This window comes from Haloarcula laminariae, from assembly GCF_025457605.1.
Taxonomy (GTDB): Archaea; Halobacteriota; Halobacteria; order Halobacteriales; family Haloarculaceae; genus Haloarcula; species Haloarcula laminariae.
This window is the reverse complement of sequence record NZ_JAMZFY010000001.1, coordinates 2,149,087-2,163,913: the sequence shown is the minus strand read 5'-3', so window position 1 is coordinate 2,163,913 and position 14,827 is coordinate 2,149,087. Positions and strand designations below refer to the sequence as shown.

The 14,827-nt window shown below is 66.8% G+C and carries 14 protein-coding genes; 6 read left to right on the top strand and 8 right to left on the bottom strand.

Features of this window, described 5'->3' with window-relative positions; translation table 11 throughout:
* The first annotated feature begins 111 nt into the window (after positions 1-111).
* Positions 112-1,191 carry a DR2241 family protein gene (locus NJQ98_RS11005; RefSeq protein WP_262178518.1) on the top strand — a complete coding sequence of 360 codons (1,080 nt, stop codon included), beginning with the start codon at positions 112-114 and terminating at the stop codon, positions 1,189-1,191.
* Positions 1,192-1,209: 18 nt separating this feature from the next.
* Here NJQ98_RS11005 and NJQ98_RS11000 read toward each other — a convergent pair whose 3' ends face one another.
* Both NJQ98_RS11000 and NJQ98_RS10995 read right to left on the bottom strand, forming a co-directional pair.
* Entirely contained in the window at positions 1,210-1,404 is a 195-nt protein-coding gene (locus tag NJQ98_RS11000) for a methytransferase partner Trm112 (protein WP_262178516.1), read from the bottom strand.
* Positions 1,405-1,463: 59 nt separating this feature from the next.
* Complete coding sequence (locus NJQ98_RS10995) at positions 1,464-2,840, bottom strand: adenylosuccinate synthase (RefSeq protein ID WP_262178514.1); 1,377 nt, start codon at positions 2,838-2,840, stop codon at positions 1,464-1,466.
* A gap of 237 nt (positions 2,841-3,077) precedes the next feature.
* Between NJQ98_RS10995 and NJQ98_RS10990 the strand changes: the two genes are divergently transcribed.
* Positions 3,078-3,383: a hypothetical protein gene (locus tag NJQ98_RS10990; protein WP_262178511.1), complete on the top strand. Its 306-nt coding sequence runs from the start codon at positions 3,078-3,080 to the stop codon at positions 3,381-3,383.
* An 11-nt stretch (positions 3,384-3,394) separates the two neighbouring features.
* Here NJQ98_RS10990 and NJQ98_RS10985 read toward each other — a convergent pair whose 3' ends face one another.
* Complete coding sequence (locus NJQ98_RS10985; RefSeq protein WP_262178509.1) at positions 3,395-5,824, bottom strand: DUF7527 domain-containing protein; 2,430 nt, start codon at positions 5,822-5,824, stop codon at positions 3,395-3,397.
* Between the two features lie 96 nt (positions 5,825-5,920).
* On the opposite strand from NJQ98_RS10985, the gene NJQ98_RS10980 reads away from it, so the two are divergent.
* The 4 genes from NJQ98_RS10980 (at position 5,921) to NJQ98_RS10965 (ending at position 9,028) form a co-directional block, all read left to right on the top strand.
* Positions 5,921-6,316 carry a DUF7541 family protein gene (locus NJQ98_RS10980; RefSeq protein ID WP_262178507.1) on the top strand — a complete coding sequence of 132 codons (396 nt, stop codon included), beginning with the start codon at positions 5,921-5,923 and terminating at the stop codon, positions 6,314-6,316.
* A 47-nt stretch (positions 6,317-6,363) separates the two neighbouring features.
* Complete coding sequence (locus NJQ98_RS10975; protein WP_262178505.1) at positions 6,364-6,702, top strand: DUF6684 family protein; 339 nt, start codon at positions 6,364-6,366, stop codon at positions 6,700-6,702.
* A 57-nt stretch (positions 6,703-6,759) separates the two neighbouring features.
* Positions 6,760-8,550 (top strand): cytochrome c oxidase subunit I, encoded by a 1,791-nt coding sequence (ctaD, locus tag NJQ98_RS10970; RefSeq protein ID WP_262178503.1) that lies wholly within the window; start codon positions 6,760-6,762, stop codon positions 8,548-8,550.
* 196 nt (positions 8,551-8,746) lie between these two features.
* Positions 8,747-9,028: a DUF7520 family protein gene (locus NJQ98_RS10965; protein WP_262178500.1), complete on the top strand. Its 282-nt coding sequence runs from the start codon at positions 8,747-8,749 to the stop codon at positions 9,026-9,028.
* Positions 9,029-9,078: 50 nt separating this feature from the next.
* On the opposite strand, the gene NJQ98_RS10960 is transcribed toward NJQ98_RS10965, so the two are convergent.
* The 5 genes from NJQ98_RS10960 to NJQ98_RS10940 form a co-directional block, all read right to left on the bottom strand.
* Positions 9,079-9,870 carry a CBS domain-containing protein gene (locus NJQ98_RS10960; protein WP_262178498.1) on the bottom strand — a complete coding sequence of 264 codons (792 nt, stop codon included), beginning with the start codon at positions 9,868-9,870 and terminating at the stop codon, positions 9,079-9,081.
* Positions 9,871-9,908: 38 nt separating this feature from the next.
* The gene (locus tag NJQ98_RS10955) at positions 9,909-11,420 is read right to left on the bottom strand and encodes a DHH family phosphoesterase (protein ID WP_262178496.1); all 1,512 of its coding nucleotides are present in this window, start codon (positions 11,418-11,420) and stop codon (positions 9,909-9,911) included.
* A 34-nt stretch (positions 11,421-11,454) separates the two neighbouring features.
* Entirely contained in the window at positions 11,455-11,883 is a 429-nt protein-coding gene (gene lrpA1 / locus NJQ98_RS10950) for an HTH-type transcriptional regulator LrpA1 (RefSeq protein WP_262178494.1), read from the bottom strand.
* A gap of 93 nt (positions 11,884-11,976) precedes the next feature.
* Positions 11,977-12,915 (bottom strand): thiamine pyrophosphate-dependent enzyme, encoded by a 939-nt coding sequence (locus NJQ98_RS10945; RefSeq protein ID WP_262178492.1) that lies wholly within the window; start codon positions 12,913-12,915, stop codon positions 11,977-11,979.
* Positions 12,916-12,918: 3 nt separating this feature from the next.
* Positions 12,919-14,817 carry a 2-oxoacid:acceptor oxidoreductase subunit alpha gene (locus tag NJQ98_RS10940; RefSeq protein ID WP_262178491.1) on the bottom strand — a complete coding sequence of 633 codons (1,899 nt, stop codon included), beginning with the start codon at positions 14,815-14,817 and terminating at the stop codon, positions 12,919-12,921.
* Positions 14,818-14,827: the final 10 nt, after the last annotated feature.

Genomic DNA, 14,827 nt, shown 5'->3' with positions numbered 1-14,827 from the left:
TTCACCGGTCGCCGCCGGCTCGGGTCGGCGGTACCCGGAACCGCTCGACGGTCCCTCGGCAACGGCCGTGGGAACCGACCCGCTTTTTTCGCCCGAGTCCCGTGGTCCAGTATGAACGAGGACCCGGTGGACGCGCTGGTGGCTACCGCGCCGGACGGTATCGACTTCGACGGCCTCCGCGTCGAGGAGAGCGCCGGCGGCTACACGTTCGAGACGCCCGCGGCGACGGCGGACGGGCTCGACGAGGCCGCGCTCCGCGATACCGCGGCCGAGGACCCGCACGTGGGGAACTGGTACTTCTGGCACGCCGTCGCGCCCCAGACGGACGCTCGCTGGGCGTTCCTTCGCTGGCTCGAAGGGGGCGGGGACCAGCCCGTTCCGGAGCGGTACGAGGCGCTCGCGGACGGACTGACCACCGAGTGGGGCCAGCTCCGGGTCACCGTCTCGCTCGACGGCCCGGCCGGGCGCAGCTACGACCTGCGACACGTCGACGACGCCGGGACGCCGGCGGACGAACTGGACGCCCACGAGGCGCCCCTGGACGCCCGCGAACTCGCCAAGCACGACGACGACGGGGCGTACCGGCCGCTGAAGACCGCCCCCTCCCTCCGGACCGGCTGGCAGTTCCCCGACCTCGGCGCCGCCGACGTCGTCGAGGCCGTCCACGCGTTCTACCCGGCGACGGTCCAGAACTGGCACCGCGAGCGCGAGGGGGAACTCGACATCGACCACTGGCACGAGACCGTCGAGCGCCAGACCGGTATCTACGGCGTCGTCCGCACGTGGGACCGCGGCGAGGGGTACGAACACGTCAACTGGGTGGCCGAGGCCTGCTGTGACGACTCCCAGTGTCTGAAACGGCGGGAGTGGGACTACGACGAGGAGACCGAGCTCGACGTCGACGGCGGCGACGGCGCCTTCCCCTGCCGTGAGCCCTGTTCGCTGGTCATCGCCGGGGCCCGCCAGTGGACCAAGCTGGAGGGCGAGCAGTCACAGACCTACGAGTTCGAGCTGACGCCGAGCGAGAAAGAGCAGGTCGAGGAGATAATCGACGCCGTCGCCGACGGCCGGGCCGACGACATCCGCGAGGCCGACGTCTACGACGGGGCGAACCGCTACCGGACTCGCTTCCTGCGGGCGAAGCTGTTCGACGACGACGGCAATCTCGCCGGCGTCGAGACCGACGAGTAATACGGAAAACGCCGGTGATTACGCCGGGGCCTCTTCCCGCATGTCCGGCGGGAGGAGGTTCGGGATGCCGTCCTCGATGGGGAACCGCTCGCCACACTCCGTACAGGTGAGCGTCCCGTCGAGAATCTCCTCGCCGTCGCGCTCGGAGACGTCGAGGTCGAGGTCGTGTTTGTCCAGCGGACAGCAGATGATGTCCATCAAGTCCTCTTTCATACCCGCTGGTCGGGTCGGTGGGAATAAAAGGATACTGTCTGCCGACACCCCGAACGCTTTCAGACGGGGCGCTCGCGGACTATCGTCTCGCTGCGGCCGGGCCCGACGCCGAGCGCGTAGGCCGGCGTGTCCAGTTCGTCCTCGATGTACTCGACGTAGGTCCGCGCGTTCTCGGGGAGCGCCTCGTACCCCTCGCTCGCGACCGTCGCCGGGTCGAACTCCGGCCAGCCGTCGAAGCTCCGGTAGCTCGCCTCACACCGGCTCCACTCCTCGGTGGTGGCGGGCAGCGTGTGGCGTTCCTCGCCGTCGAGAGTGTAGGCGTGCCCGACCTTGACTTCGTCGAGGCCGGCCAGCACGTCGATGTGGTTGATGGCGAGGCCGGTAAAGCCCGACACGCGCGCGGCGTGGCGCAGCATGGGCATGTCGAGCCAGGCGACCCGCCGGGGGCGACCGGTGACGGTCCCGTACTCGCCGCCCTCCTCGCGTATCTGCGTGGCGAGCTCCTCGTTCTCGCCCCCGCCCTGCTCCTCGTAGCCGGGCGTGTCGCCGACGACGCCGCCGAGCTCCGTGGGTAGGGGGCCGCTGCCGACGCGGGTCAGATAGGCCTTGACGATGCCGACGACTTCGCCGCCGCCGACGACGCCGGGGCTGAGACCGGTCCCCGTGGTCGCGCCGCCCGCGGTCGGGTTCGAAGACGTGACGTAGGGGTAGTTCCCGTGGTCGATGTCGATGGTGGTCCCCTGTGCGCCCTCCAGCATGACGTTCTGGCCGTCGGCCATCTTCTCGGTGAGGAAGACGCTGGCGTTTACCGTCATGTCCTCGGCCTCGAAGCGCTCGCCGTACTCGCGGTACTCCTCGTAGAGGGCGTCCACGTCGAACGCGTCGGGGTCGTCGAGGTCCTCGACGGCCACCCCGTAGACGTCCTCGACGACGGCGCGCTTCTGCGGGACGACGTACTCCAAGCGCTCCCGGAGGACGTCGGGGTTGCGGAGGTCGCCGGCCCGGATACCGCGCCGGCCGACCTTGTCCTCGTAGGTCGGGCCGATACCTCGGCCCGTGGTGCCGACCTCGCTGTCGGATTCGCTCTTGACTGTCTCCTCGATACCGTCGAGCACGCGGTGGAAGGGGAAGATGATATGTGCGCGCTCGGCGATTCGCACGTCCGGGTCCAGTCCGCGCTCCTGTAGCGTGTCTAGCTCGTCGAACAGTGTTCGCGGGTTGACGACGCAGCCGTTGCCGAGTACGCCGACCTTGCCGCGGATGGCCCCGCTCGGGACGAGGGAGAGCTTGTAGGTCTCGCCCTCGTGGACGACGGTGTGGCCGGCGTTATCGCCGCCCTGATACCGCGCGACGACGTCGATGTCGTCGCCGTACAGGTCGACGATGCCGCCCTTGCCCTCGTCGCCGAGCTGCGAGCCGACGATGGTTACGGTCATCGCTCGGACGTTCCCGCCACCATGATAAACAGATTACGGTCTCACAGCAGTGACTGGCCGCGGTCCGCGGGACTCGGAACGGGCCCACGCCGATGCCGGGCGTGGTCGGATACGCCAACACATTCCATGTGAAGTGTTACGACGCTTTTAACACCCATCCCGTCGTAGCGTGAAACCGGCAAGGCCGGGTGGACGAGGGTAACTTTTAAACCCACCCAACACAAGTTAACAATTGCCATGATAGACAGGCTTGAGAAGGAAGTCGACATGTTGGAGCGCCACCTGCAGGTGCTTCGCATGGTAATAGAGAACGAGCCTATCGGGATCGTGAAGATGTCCAACGAGACGGGCTACCCACACCACAAGGTTCGGTACTCCCTGCGAGTCCTCGAAGAGGAGAACCTCATCGAGCCCTCCAGCCAGGGCGCTATTACCACGGAACAGACCGGCGAGTTCGTCGACGACCTGGACGAGAAGATCGACGAGATCATCGACAAGCTCAACGGAATGAAAATCGACGACGCCGCAGAGATAGAGAGCTAAGCGGTCTCTTTCTAGAGTTCCGGCACCGCGAGGTGGAACTCCTTGTTTCGCGCTTCGAGCAGACAGAGGTGGTAGCCGCCCTTCCGCGAGAGGTTGACGAAGCTCTTGCGCTTGTCGCGGCTGAGCAGACCGCTGGACGTGGCCTGTTTCGCCGTCTCCAGGGCTTCGGGCTCGAAGAAACTGCTCGTGACCAGGAACGCCGCCGCCAGCGAGTCCGAGGCGTTGCCGACCCGCTCGGCGTTTCGCACGATGTCGGTCATCTGTCCGTCGGTCGCCGGCTGCCGGGAGTCGTTTATGTTGGCGACCACGAGCGGATTGCCCATCCGGTCGCGGACGACCACGTCGAAGGTCTCCTGCGAACGGTGTTCCTGCCCGTCTTCGGTGTAGGTCACCGAGACCTGGCCGTTGAGTTCGGCCCGGTCGATATCCGGGAGGGCGTCGTAGAGCACGCCCATCTCGCTCTCGTGGCCCGTGTCCCTGATCTCGTACAGGAGGCTCCGGACGAACCAGTCGACAAAGCGGTAGTGGATGCTGTCGTGGAGGAACGTCTCGAACGCCTCGCCGTCGACGGAGGCGTCCTCGGCATCGAACTGGGTGTGATACTCCAGTCGGAGGTTCTCCTCGACGGACGCCCTGTCGGCGCTCCCGTCCTGCGCTTTCGCCAGGGTCGCCTCCCCCTTCGAGTGGTAGCGGACGAAGAGGTTCGTCCCGTCGATGGCCTCCGCCGCCGACAGCGCCCGCCCGCTCGGCGCGGGCCCGCCGGCCGCCTCAAGCTCCTCCTCCAGGCGCTGTATCTCGGCGCGGGCCTCCTCCAGTTCGTCGGTCAGGCGGTCGCGCTCGGCGGCCAGCTCCTCGTTCTCGGCGGAGAGGTCCCGAATCTCCGCTTCCAGGTCCGCGATTTCGGCCTCTCGCTCCTCCAGTTCGGCCGCCAGTTCCGGGCTGGGTTCGGGCTGTGGCTGCTCGGCCGCCGGCTCCGCCGGCCGGGACTGGTCCGGTTCTGACGCCGCCGACACCTGGTCCGTGGCGCTGTCGGACTGTGGCGTAGACGTTTGCGGGGATGTCGCCGGCTCCGTGGCGGCCGGCTGCTGTGTCTCCGTCGCCTGTGGGGCTGTCGCCGGCTCCGGCGTGGAACTCGACCGCTCGGGGTCCAGCGAGGGAATCGACCGGGTCTCCAGCGCCCCCGCGGCGTCGCTGTCGGTCGCCGCGGGCGAGGGCTGGCCGTCCCCGCTCCGTTCGTCCGTCACTGCGCGCTCGGCGGTCTGGTCCGTCCGGGGTTCGGCCGCTCCGCTCGGTGTCGTGGTGTCCTCGACCGGTGTCGCGGCGGCGTCCGCCGCCCCCGCGTCGTTCGGCTTCGGTTCGGCGGTGTCGGGGCTCTCGGTGGTCGGCCGCGCGGAGTCCGTGTCCCTCGCCGTCGGCCGCGCGGACTCCGCATTCCCCGCCGACGGTTGCGTGCGTTCCGCCTCCCCCGTCGTCCGCTCGGCGGTCTCGGTTTCGCTCACTGCGGTTTCGGGCGTCTCCGCCTCCGGCGATGCTTCCTCCTCAGCGTCGGCGGCCGACGGCTCCGCCTCGGTGTCGGCCGCCCGGGGGGTCGGCTCGTCGCGCTGTTGTCTGTCGACAGCCGCCCCCTGGCTCGCGCCGGCCGCTTTCGAGCCGGGCGGGCCGGCCGCGCCGCCCCCTCGCTCGGGGCCGTCCCCGGACGCGCTCTCGACCGGCTCGTTCGCCGGGGGCTGCTCGCTCGCGTCGACCGCGCTCTCGTCGGCGGCCGGTTCCGTTCCGGGGTCGTCAGCCGTCGTCTCGTCGGTCGTCGCGCTCCCGGCCGTTTCGTCACCGGCGTCGTCGGCCGGGGTGGCCGCCGTCCCGCCGGCCGCGGCGGTAGACTCCCCGTCGTCCGCCGGCGAACTCGGCTCGGGGATGTCGATGGGCTCGATGCTGGCCGGCATGACCTTGTAGATGCCGACCTCCCCGTCGGCCTGCTCGTAGGCCTCCTCGTCGGTGATGAGCCGCTGTGAGTTCCCGACCCACGCCACGCTCATCGAGTGACCCTGGTGATAGACCAGATAGTAGTCCCCGGAGAGGACGTTCTCCGACAGCTCGACGTACCCGGTGAAGTTGCCGTCTTCGAGCGTTTGGTCGACGTCGGTAATCGGGGTGTCCTCTGTGTAGTACTGTGCCCGCGGGTCGCCGGCCTGGTCCTGCATCACGACGAGCAGCGGCAGGGCGTCGTGCGGTGCGGCCCGTGCGGTGCCGTCGGCGCCGTCGAAATCCTCGATGTCCCCGTCGAGAATCCCCACGACGGTGCCGTTCAGCATGAACAGCTGTGTGGGGCCGGCGATGACGGCGCCGGAGAATTCCTGGTCCGAGAGGGAGTGGAGCCCGGCGTACCCGCCGTCGAAGGGCACCGAGTCCCACTCGGATACTAGCTCTACCGTGCGCATACTCATTACCTCCACCAAGCCCCATGGCAGACAAATAGTTTGTGCCCCGTCCTCCGGACAGGAGTCCGATGGGCCTAAGACGCGCCACGACCAACGGCTGGTATGAAAGAGCAACCCGGACTGAGCGACCAGTACCGGACGGCGAGTCCGTGGCCGGTGTTCATCGCGCTGGGGCTTGTCCTCTCGGAGATCGGCGTCTTCATCGGCCTGTTTCCGATCGCCGTCTTCGGCCTCATCCTCTTCGGTGGGTCCATCGCCGGCATCCTCACGGAGTCGGGATACGTCACGCACCCGTGGCCGACGCTCGTCGGCGTCGGCGTCGTCCTCGCTCTCGTCGCCGCGGGGCTGGCCGTCGCCTACCTCCCGACGGCGTCGATTACCGTCGCCAACATCGGTAACGGCCCCGTGTTCACGCGGCTCGTCGCCGTCGCGGTCGCCGGCATCGTGATGGTGGCGGCGGGCGGCGTCGGCTCCGTCATGGAGCGGACGAAGGTCTGAGACAAACCAACAGCCTATTTACCGCCCCGCGTCCAATCGCCTGCTATATGGCACTGTTCGGGTTCGAAAAGGAAACGCTGCTCGACCTCACTGTCAACGTCATCCCGCTTGGTATCATCCTCTTTTTCATCGCGGCCTTCGCGGTCGTGAGCCCGTTCGGTCTCGATCCGGTGTTCAGCGGGCTGCAGTTCTCGCTGATGCTCACGATGTTCCTCCTGCTGGCCGTGCTCACGTACTACGCCGGCCGAGCCGTCGAGGACGCCGAGGAAGCGGCCGACCACGCCGCCATGGAGGAGCCAAACGCCACGACCGGGACGCTAGACGACGAGGCGGCCGACGAGGACGCTCAACCGGGCGCCGAAGACGACGAGTTGCCCGAGGCGTAACCCAGCGGGGACGCCGGAACCGCCCCTTTCATTATCACTCAGTCCTGACGTGCGTCTATGGCTGTAGGAGACCTAGTGCTGACGGGGTTGATGGCCGTCCTCCTCGTCGGCATCGTCGCGTTACTCACGCGCATTGAGAACTGGCGGTCGTACACGCCGTTAGCCGGAGGTGGAACCGCGACCGGTGAGGACGCCGCCGTCCTCAACCGTGAGAAACCCGCGGGCATCATCCGCTGGCTGACGACTGTCGACCACAAGGACATCGGACTGTTGTACGGGCTGTACGCCATCATCGCCTTCGCCGTCGGGGGTATCATGGCTGTGCTCATCCGCGTCCAGCTCGTCGTCCCGGGCGGGGCGATACTGGGCCCGAACGCGTACAACTCCATCCTGACGAGCCACGGCATCACGATGCTGTTCCTCTTCGGGACGCCCATCATCGCGGCCTTCGCGAACTACTTCGTCCCGCTGCTCATCGGGGCCGACGACATGGCGTTCCCGCGCATCAACGCCATCGCGTTCTGGCTCCTCCCGCCGGCCGCGCTGCTCGTCTGGGGCGGCTTCTTCCTCGCGCCGGTCACGGAGAACATGATTGAGCCGGCACAGACCGCGTGGACGATGTACACGCCCCTGTCGGTCGAGCAGGCCAACCCCGGCGTCGACCTGATGCTGCTGGGGCTGCACCTCTCGGGGGTCGCCGCGACGATGGGCGCCATCAACTTCATCGCGACCATCTTCACCGAACGCGGCGACGACGTCAACTGGGCGAACCTCGACATCTTCTCGTGGACCATCCTCACCCAGTCGGCGCTCATCCTCTTTGCCTTCCCGCTGCTCGGTAGCGCGCTGGTGATGCTGCTGATGGACCGGAACCTCTCGACGGCGTTCTTCGCCGTGGAGGGCGGCGGCCCGCTGCTGTGGCAACACCTGTTCTGGTTCTTCGGCCATCCCGAGGTGTACATCCTCGTGTTGCCGCCGATGGGCCTCGTGAGCCTCATCCTCCCGAAGTTCTCGGGTCGGAAGCTGTTCGGCTTCAAGTTCGTCGTCTACTCCACGCTGGCCATCGGGGTGCTGTCCTTCGGCGTCTGGGCCCACCACATGTTCTCGACGGGGATGGACCCGCGGCTGCGGGCCTCCTTCATGGCGGTCTCACTCGCTATCGCGATACCCAGCGCCGTCAAGACGTTCAACTGGATCACGACGATGTGGAACGGTCGGCTCCGGCTGACGAGCCCGATGCTGTTCTGTATCGGCTTCGTCTCGAACTTCATCATCGGCGGCGTCACCGGGGTCTTCCTCGCCTCCATCCCCGTCGACCTGGTGCTACACGACACCTACTACGTCGTCGGCCACTTCCACTACGTCGTCATGGGCGCCATCGGCTTTGCCGTCTTCGCGGGCATCTACTACTGGTTCCCCGTCTTCACCGGCCGGATGTACCAGCGCACGCTCGGGAAGGCCCACTTCTGGCTCTCGATGATCGGGACCAACCTCACCTTCTTCGCGATGCTGGCGCTTGGCTATCTCGGGATGCCGCGCCGATACGCCACCTACCAGTTCGACGGCGCTATCGCGCCGCTGGCGCAGGTCAGTACCTTCCACATGGTGGCGACTGTGGGCGCGTTCATCCTGCTCGTGGGCCAGCTCATCTTCGTCTGGAACCTCGTCCAGTCCTGGCTCGAAGGGCCGAAAATCGAGGACGGCGACCCGTGGAACCTCGAACGCGACGGGTTGCTCGACAAGGAGTGGGAGTGGTACGACCGCAAGCTGGAGACGGCCGTCACCGACGGCGGCGAGGACGAGGAGAAGTCCGCGCTGACCGACGGCGGGACGCCACAGGACGACTGAACGAGCCGTCCTGGCAGCCCGGGTTGTTTTTTGCGGTTCGGACGATCAGGTCGCGCCGGAGACCAACACGATAGCGGTGATGAACATCATGATGGCGATGCCCGAAAGCACGATAAACAGGAGCTCCTTCTGAGACATAGGCCCGCTTCGGGCCCGAAGTGAAAAAGGCTAATCGTCTCCCGCCCCAGATTACAGTATGAGCGAGCGTGTGACCGAGACGTCCGGCGAGAAAGTCGTCGTCCAGATGTACGTCATCATCGTCGCGCTGGCGGGGGTGATGGGGTTCGTCCTGGGGACGATTCGGCCCGCGGACCTCCAGCCGGCGCTGTTTGGCGTCATCGCACTGCCACCGACGCCGTTCGGTGTGGCCATCTACGGGATGGTGACGGTCGGTGTCGGACTGGGTGTCCTCCTGGGACTGGTCGTCTACGTCTCGCGGCGGACCGACGACGCGGCCGGACGCCGGAACCCCGAGTAATCGCGGCGCGCTTCCGACCTCTGTGGTCGTCAGGGCCGCTCGCCGTCCCCCTACTCCTGCAATCGCTCGGTCTGTTCGACCAGCGGGTGCCGGGCGTAGTCGACGACCTCGATGTCGCTGATGTTTTCGAGGCCGGCCTCGGCAGCCGTCTCGGCCATCCCCAGCTCGACGGTCTCGTCGAGAACGATGATGTTGGCTTCCATCTCGCCGATATCGAGCCGCTCGGCCGCTTTCACCCGGTGGTGGCCGTCAGCCAGGTAGAGGTGGCCGTCGTTGTCGATGACGACGAGTGGCTCGGCCAGGCCGCGTTCGAGTTCGTACACCCGCCCCTCCAGTTCGTCGGCGTACACCGTCGGCTGGGTCGGCGTGAGCGCGGCGAGGTCGACGGTCCGCCGCTCGTCGTGGGTGGTGATGTCGTGGATGTTCGCCAGCGTCCGCCCCAGCTTCTCGACCTTGTCGGGGGTCGCCCGCTCGATCTGAGAGCGGACGACGTCGGCGTTGGAGATGATGCCCACGAGGTTCCCGGCGTCGTCGACGACCGGGAGCTTCTGGATGCCCGACCGGAGGATGACGCGGGCGGCCTCCTGTACCGCCATCTCCGGCGTCGCGACGATGATGTCCTCGCTCATCACCCGGAACATGGGTTCGTGGTCGGCCGCCATCAGGAGGTCGCTGGCGCTGACGAACCCTTCGACACGTCGCCCGTCGGTGACGGGGAAGCCGCTGAACTCGTCGCTCTCGGCGATGCGCTGGGCCACCTCGCCGACGGTGTCGTCCAGCGCGACCGTCGCCACGTCCCGCGTCATGTACTCTCCGACCGTCGGTCGACCCGAGTCTCCCATCACCGTGCCATTTCCCAGCGAGGGGCAAAAAGACTCGCCTACGCGGTGTCGTGCTCGTCGAGCGACGGCCGGCTCAGCTCGGGGTACTCGGCGGACGCGAACTCCGTCCGGCCGCTCATCCGACCCAGCAGCCGATGGGAGCGGGAGTCGACGGCGTCGAGGAAGCGGTCGTTGACGACCGATTTCACGATGGTGTGCAGCGACTCCTCGCGGTCGTCGACGCTGTCGAGCACGCCCAGCGTTATCTGCGCCCCGGCCATGTCCGCGTGGCCGCCGGCCGACCCTATCTGGCCGAACGCGTCCCGGAGCGCCTCGCCGAGGTCGATGTCCGCGCCGCGGGCCCGCGCGGAGACGTAAATCGTCCCGTCCATGACGCCGTAGACCATCGTCGCGTGGATGCCCTCCAGGTCGAGCAGCTGGTCGGCGGCCTGTGCCAGCGCGTCGCGGTCCGAGAGCTTGCCGACACAGGAGAGCAACACGGACCCCTCCTCCTCGCGGTTGTCGATGGCGCGGCCGATGACCGAGAGCGTCTCGCCGCTGACGCTGGGGTCCTCGATGCGCTGGAGGGCGGCCATATCGGCCCGCTCGACGAGCTTCGCGGCGGCCTCGAAGTCCTCGGCCGAGACCTCCCGGCGGAAGTCCTTCGTGTCGACGCGGATGCCAAAGAGCAGCCCGGTCGCGATGGGCTCGGACAGTTCGACCTCCAGCCGCTCGAAGTAGTCCACGAGGAGCGTGCTCGTCGCCCCGACGCCGCTGCGGAGGTCGACGTAGCGGGCCTCGACCGGCAGCCGCGGCGGGTGGTGGTCGATGACGACGTCTATCGGGAGGTCAGACGGGAGCTGGTCGTTGACGCCGGGGCGGGAGTGGTCCACCAGCGCGAACCCGTCGTACGGGTCGAGCGCCGCGTCGTCCGCTGGGTCCAGATTGACGAGGTCGTACTCCAGGAGATTGACGAACGCCCGGTTCTCCTGGTGGGAGATGTCGCCGTAGTAACACAGCGACACCTCACAGCCGGCCCGGGCGGCGAGGTCGCCAAGCGCCACGGCGCTCGCGATCGCGTCCGGGTCGGGGTTGTCGTGCGTGACGACCGCGAGGTGGTCGTCGATGTCCCGCAACACCCCCTGGAGTTTGCGGGTGCGGGCCCCCGCCTCACCGGCGCTCCGCTGCAGCCGGTCAGCCAGCACGGTTTCGGGGTCGACCACGCGGTCGGCGACGCTGTCGAGCCGACCGCGCTGGGACTCGGTCGACCCGTAGCCGGTGTAACAGAGCAAAAAGGCGTCGGCAAACAGCTCGGCGGTCGCTTCGGCGGCGGCGACGTTCGCTCCCGGGTCGTCGCTGGCGACGACCACCGTCGCCGGGTCGATGTCCAGCTCGTCTATCGCTGCCCGGTCGAACGCGTCCGTGACGGTGACGGAGACACCGTCTTCCCGGAGCGTTTCGGCGCGGTGTTCGTCGCTCGTCAGGACCCACAGCTCCTCGTGGTCACCACTCACTGCGTCGATTACGGCTCTCGCGGTCGACCCGGCGCCGACGACCAACCGAGACGGCATAGTTCTCCTCTTCTCCGGAGCGTCTAAAAACCCGTTATTTCAGCCGTTCCTGTAGGAAAGAGGGATGGGCGGCCGTGACGCCGTCGAGTTCGAGTATCTCGTCCTCGATGACGCCGGCCAGAGAGTTCCCGTCGGTCGCGCGCACCTCCGCCATCAGCATGTGGTCCCCGCTGGAGGTGTACAGCGACTCGACGGCGTCGATATCCGACAGCTGCCGGGTCGCTTCGACGTAGCGCTCGCTGGCGACGTCGATGCCGACCATGGCAATGGACTGGCCCGAGAGCTTCTTGGGGTCGACGTCGGCCGAGTAGCCGACGATGACGCCCTCGTCTTCCAGTTTCTCGATGTACTTTCGGACCGTCGGCTTCGATACCTCGGCCCGGTCCGCTATCTCCGCGTACGACGCCTGTGCGTCCTCCTCCAAGACAGACAGTATCCGACGCTCCGTAGACTCGACACTCATAGAGGTATATTTATGATGGGTGAAAAAATATCTTCCGAATCAGTAACCCCAGTTCGAACCCGCCGGGACTGCCGACGAATTCGGCCTCCGGGATTACTTGTGGTGTTCGAGGAGGTTGTCGTAGGTCCGCTCCCACTCGGCGTCCTCGTCGAAGTACCGCTCGGCGAGGGGCTCCTCGGGCATTTCGCCGATAGCGCGCTTCTCCTGTCCGTAGGAGGGGCGCTCGTCCTCGACGTACATCCGACCGGTGAGCACTTCACCCTCGTAGAGGCGCTCCTCGGTCTTGCGCATCATCTCGGCGGCTTCCTTGCGGTCCGAGACGTCGAAGTCGAACTCGTCGGACTGCTGGACGTCCGTGTACGGGACGTAGTGTTTCGCGTCCTTGTTCCAGGTCGGACACTGGGTGAGGAAGTCGATGTGCGCGAAGCCGTCGTGCTCGATGGCCTCGGCGATGATTTCCTTGGCCTGATTGGGGTTGACCGCAGCCGTGCGGGCGATGTAGGTCGCGCCGGCGTTGAGCTGCTGGCTGAGCGGTCGAATCGGGGACTTCGCGGAGCCGTGAGGCTGGGTCTTTGACTTGTGACCCTTCGGCGAAGTCGGCGAGGTCTGGCCCTTGGTGAGCCCGAAGATCTCGTTGTTGAACACGATGTAAGTCATATCGTGGTTCTCACGGGCCGTGTGGATTGTGTGGTTGCCACCGATACCGTAGCCGTCACCGTCGCCGCCGGCGGCGATGACCTCCAGCTCGGGGTTGGCCAGTTTCGCGGCCCGGGCGACGGGCAGCGAGCGGCCGTGGATGGTGTGGAAGCCGTAGCTGTTGAAGTAGCTGTTGAGCTTCCCGGAACAGCCGATACCCGTAAAGAGGGCGACCTCGTCGGGGTTCTTGCCGACCTCGGGCATGGCCTGTTTCAGCGCCTTGAGGACACCGAAGTCCCCACAGCCGGGGCACCAGGTGGCCTGTGGCTCGATGCCTGGCGTGAACTCGTCTCTGTCTATCTCGCGGTCGTCGCCGATTGCGCTGAATGCACTCATAGGTTAGTCACCTGCCGCTGGCAGGTACTTCATGTTGGTCGCGGCGAGTTCCTCGCCGTTGATGCTGGACTCGAACCCGTCGACGATCTCGGCGGGCTCGAACGGGTTGCCGTTGTACTTCAGCAGGCTGGACAGCTTGTCGCCGTACTTGCCGATCTCCTTCTGGGTCAGCCCGCGGAACTGGGCCGTGGCGTTCATCTCGACGACCAGCGCCTGGTCGACGGAGTCGAGCCACTCGGAGACTTCCTCGACCGGGTACGGGGCCATGTCGGAGACGCCGAGCGCCTTGACGGAGTGGCCGTTCTCGTTGAGTCGGTCGACGGCCTCGAAGGCCGTGTCCTGCTGGCTCCCCCAGACGAGGATACCGTAGTCGGCCTCGTCGGGGCCGTAGTAGGCCTGGTGGGAGGCGTTCTCGTCGAGGTCGGCGCGGATATCGTCGAGCTTGCCCAGGCGGCGCTCCATCTGGGCGATGCGGTTGTTGGGGTCCTCGCTGATGTGGCCCTCCGGGGTGTGCTCGTTCCCGGTCGCCAGATAGCGGCCGTCCTTCTGGCCGGGGACCGAGCGGGGGCTCACGTTCGAGCCGTCCTCGGGCTCGTGGAGGAAGCGCTGGAACTTGCCCGACGCGTGGTGGGCGGCGTCCTGAATCTCCTCCTCGGTGAGGACGGAGCCGGGGTCGGCGTTTGGCTCCTCGTCGAAGTGACTCGCCGGCAGGTTCCGGAGTTCGCCCTGAATCTTCTGGTCGTAGATGACGATGGCCGGAATCTGGTACTCGTAGGCGATGCGGAACGCGGCGCGAGTCTGCGTGTAACACTCGCGGATGTTCGCGGGCGCGAACACGACCCGCGCGGAGTCGCCCTGTGAGGTGTACAGGACGTGTTCGAGGTCGGCCTGTTCGGGCTTGGTCGGCATCCCGGTCGAGGGACCGGCGCGCATCGCTTCGACCAGCACGATGGGCGTCTCGGTCATCTCGGCCAGGCCCAGCGGCTCGGACATCAGGGCGAACCCGCCGCCCGAGGAGCCGGACATCGCCTTCACGCCCGTGTGGGACGCGCCGAGGGCGAGCGCCGCGGCGGCGATCTCGTCCTCGACCTGCTCGGAGATACCGCCGAACTCGGGCAGGTGCTGGGACATGATGGTGAAGACGTCCGTCCACGGCGTCATCGGATAGCCCGAGATGAACCGACAGCCCTCGTCGAGGGCGCCATAGGAGATAGCGTTAGAGCCCGAAAGAATGACCTGCTCCTCGTCGTGGGAGCCCTCCGGGACCTCGATGTCGTGGTCGATGTCGAGTTCGGAGGCGGCCTCGTAGGCGTCCTGCAGGACGTTGAGGTTCGCTTCCTGCATGTCGCCGGACATGTTCTGCCTGATGAGCTCCTCGAACTCCTCGGTGCCGATGTCGAGGATGGCGGCGGTCGCGCCGATACCGGCCGTGTTGCGCATGATCTCGCGGCCGTGTTCCTTCGCGATTCCGCGGAGGTCCATCGGAACGACGTGCCAGCCGTTCTCCTCGGCGGCCTCTTCGAGTTCGATCTCCTCGACGTCTTCCTCGTCGAGCAGCCCCTCGTCGTAGAGGAGGACGCCGCCCTCGCGGAGGTCGTCGAAGTTCTCGTACAGCGGCTTCAGCTCTTCCTTCCCGTAGTAGGCCTCGTCCTGCGGGTTCCGGGCGAAGGAGTCGCCCAGCGCGAGCAGGAAGTTGTAACCGTCACCGCGGGACTGTACATCCTCGTCCTTCGCGCGTACTTCGACGTACGTGTGGCCACCGCGGATACGCGACGGGTAATGCCGGTGTGTGAAAACGTGAAGTCCCGAACGCATCAGGGCCTTCGCGAAGTTCTGACTGGTCGAGTCGATTCCGTCACCGGAACCGCCCGCGATTCGCCAGATTAGTTCGTTGTCTGTCATTGTGAAATCC

What these genes read in the sequence shown, in the direction of transcription:
- ctaD (WP_262178503.1), top strand. Translation starts at nt 6,760, where the DNA reads ATGGCTGTAGGAGACCTAGTGCTGACGGGGTTGATGGCCGTCCTCCTC.
- NJQ98_RS10995 (WP_262178514.1), bottom strand. Translation starts at nt 2,840, where the DNA reads ATGACCGTAACCATCGTCGGCTCGCAGCTCGGCGACGAGGGCAAGGGC.
- NJQ98_RS10980 (WP_262178507.1), top strand. Translation starts at nt 5,921, where the DNA reads ATGAAAGAGCAACCCGGACTGAGCGACCAGTACCGGACGGCGAGTCCG.
- NJQ98_RS10940 (WP_262178491.1), bottom strand. Translation starts at nt 14,817, where the DNA reads ATGACAGACAACGAACTAATCTGGCGAATCGCGGGCGGTTCCGGTGAC.
- NJQ98_RS10990 (WP_262178511.1), top strand. Translation starts at nt 3,078, where the DNA reads ATGATAGACAGGCTTGAGAAGGAAGTCGACATGTTGGAGCGCCACCTG.
- NJQ98_RS11005 (WP_262178518.1), top strand. Translation starts at nt 112, where the DNA reads ATGAACGAGGACCCGGTGGACGCGCTGGTGGCTACCGCGCCGGACGGT.
- lrpA1 (WP_262178494.1), bottom strand. Translation starts at nt 11,883, where the DNA reads ATGAGTGTCGAGTCTACGGAGCGTCGGATACTGTCTGTCTTGGAGGAG.
- NJQ98_RS10985 (WP_262178509.1), bottom strand. Translation starts at nt 5,824, where the DNA reads ATGAGTATGCGCACGGTAGAGCTAGTATCCGAGTGGGACTCGGTGCCC.
- NJQ98_RS10945 (WP_262178492.1), bottom strand. Translation starts at nt 12,915, where the DNA reads ATGAGTGCATTCAGCGCAATCGGCGACGACCGCGAGATAGACAGAGAC.
- NJQ98_RS11000 (WP_262178516.1), bottom strand. Translation starts at nt 1,404, where the DNA reads ATGAAAGAGGACTTGATGGACATCATCTGCTGTCCGCTGGACAAACAC.
- NJQ98_RS10960 (WP_262178498.1), bottom strand. Translation starts at nt 9,870, where the DNA reads ATGGGAGACTCGGGTCGACCGACGGTCGGAGAGTACATGACGCGGGAC.
- NJQ98_RS10955 (WP_262178496.1), bottom strand. Translation starts at nt 11,420, where the DNA reads ATGCCGTCTCGGTTGGTCGTCGGCGCCGGGTCGACCGCGAGAGCCGTA.
- NJQ98_RS10965 (WP_262178500.1), top strand. Translation starts at nt 8,747, where the DNA reads ATGAGCGAGCGTGTGACCGAGACGTCCGGCGAGAAAGTCGTCGTCCAG.
- NJQ98_RS10975 (WP_262178505.1), top strand. Translation starts at nt 6,364, where the DNA reads ATGGCACTGTTCGGGTTCGAAAAGGAAACGCTGCTCGACCTCACTGTC.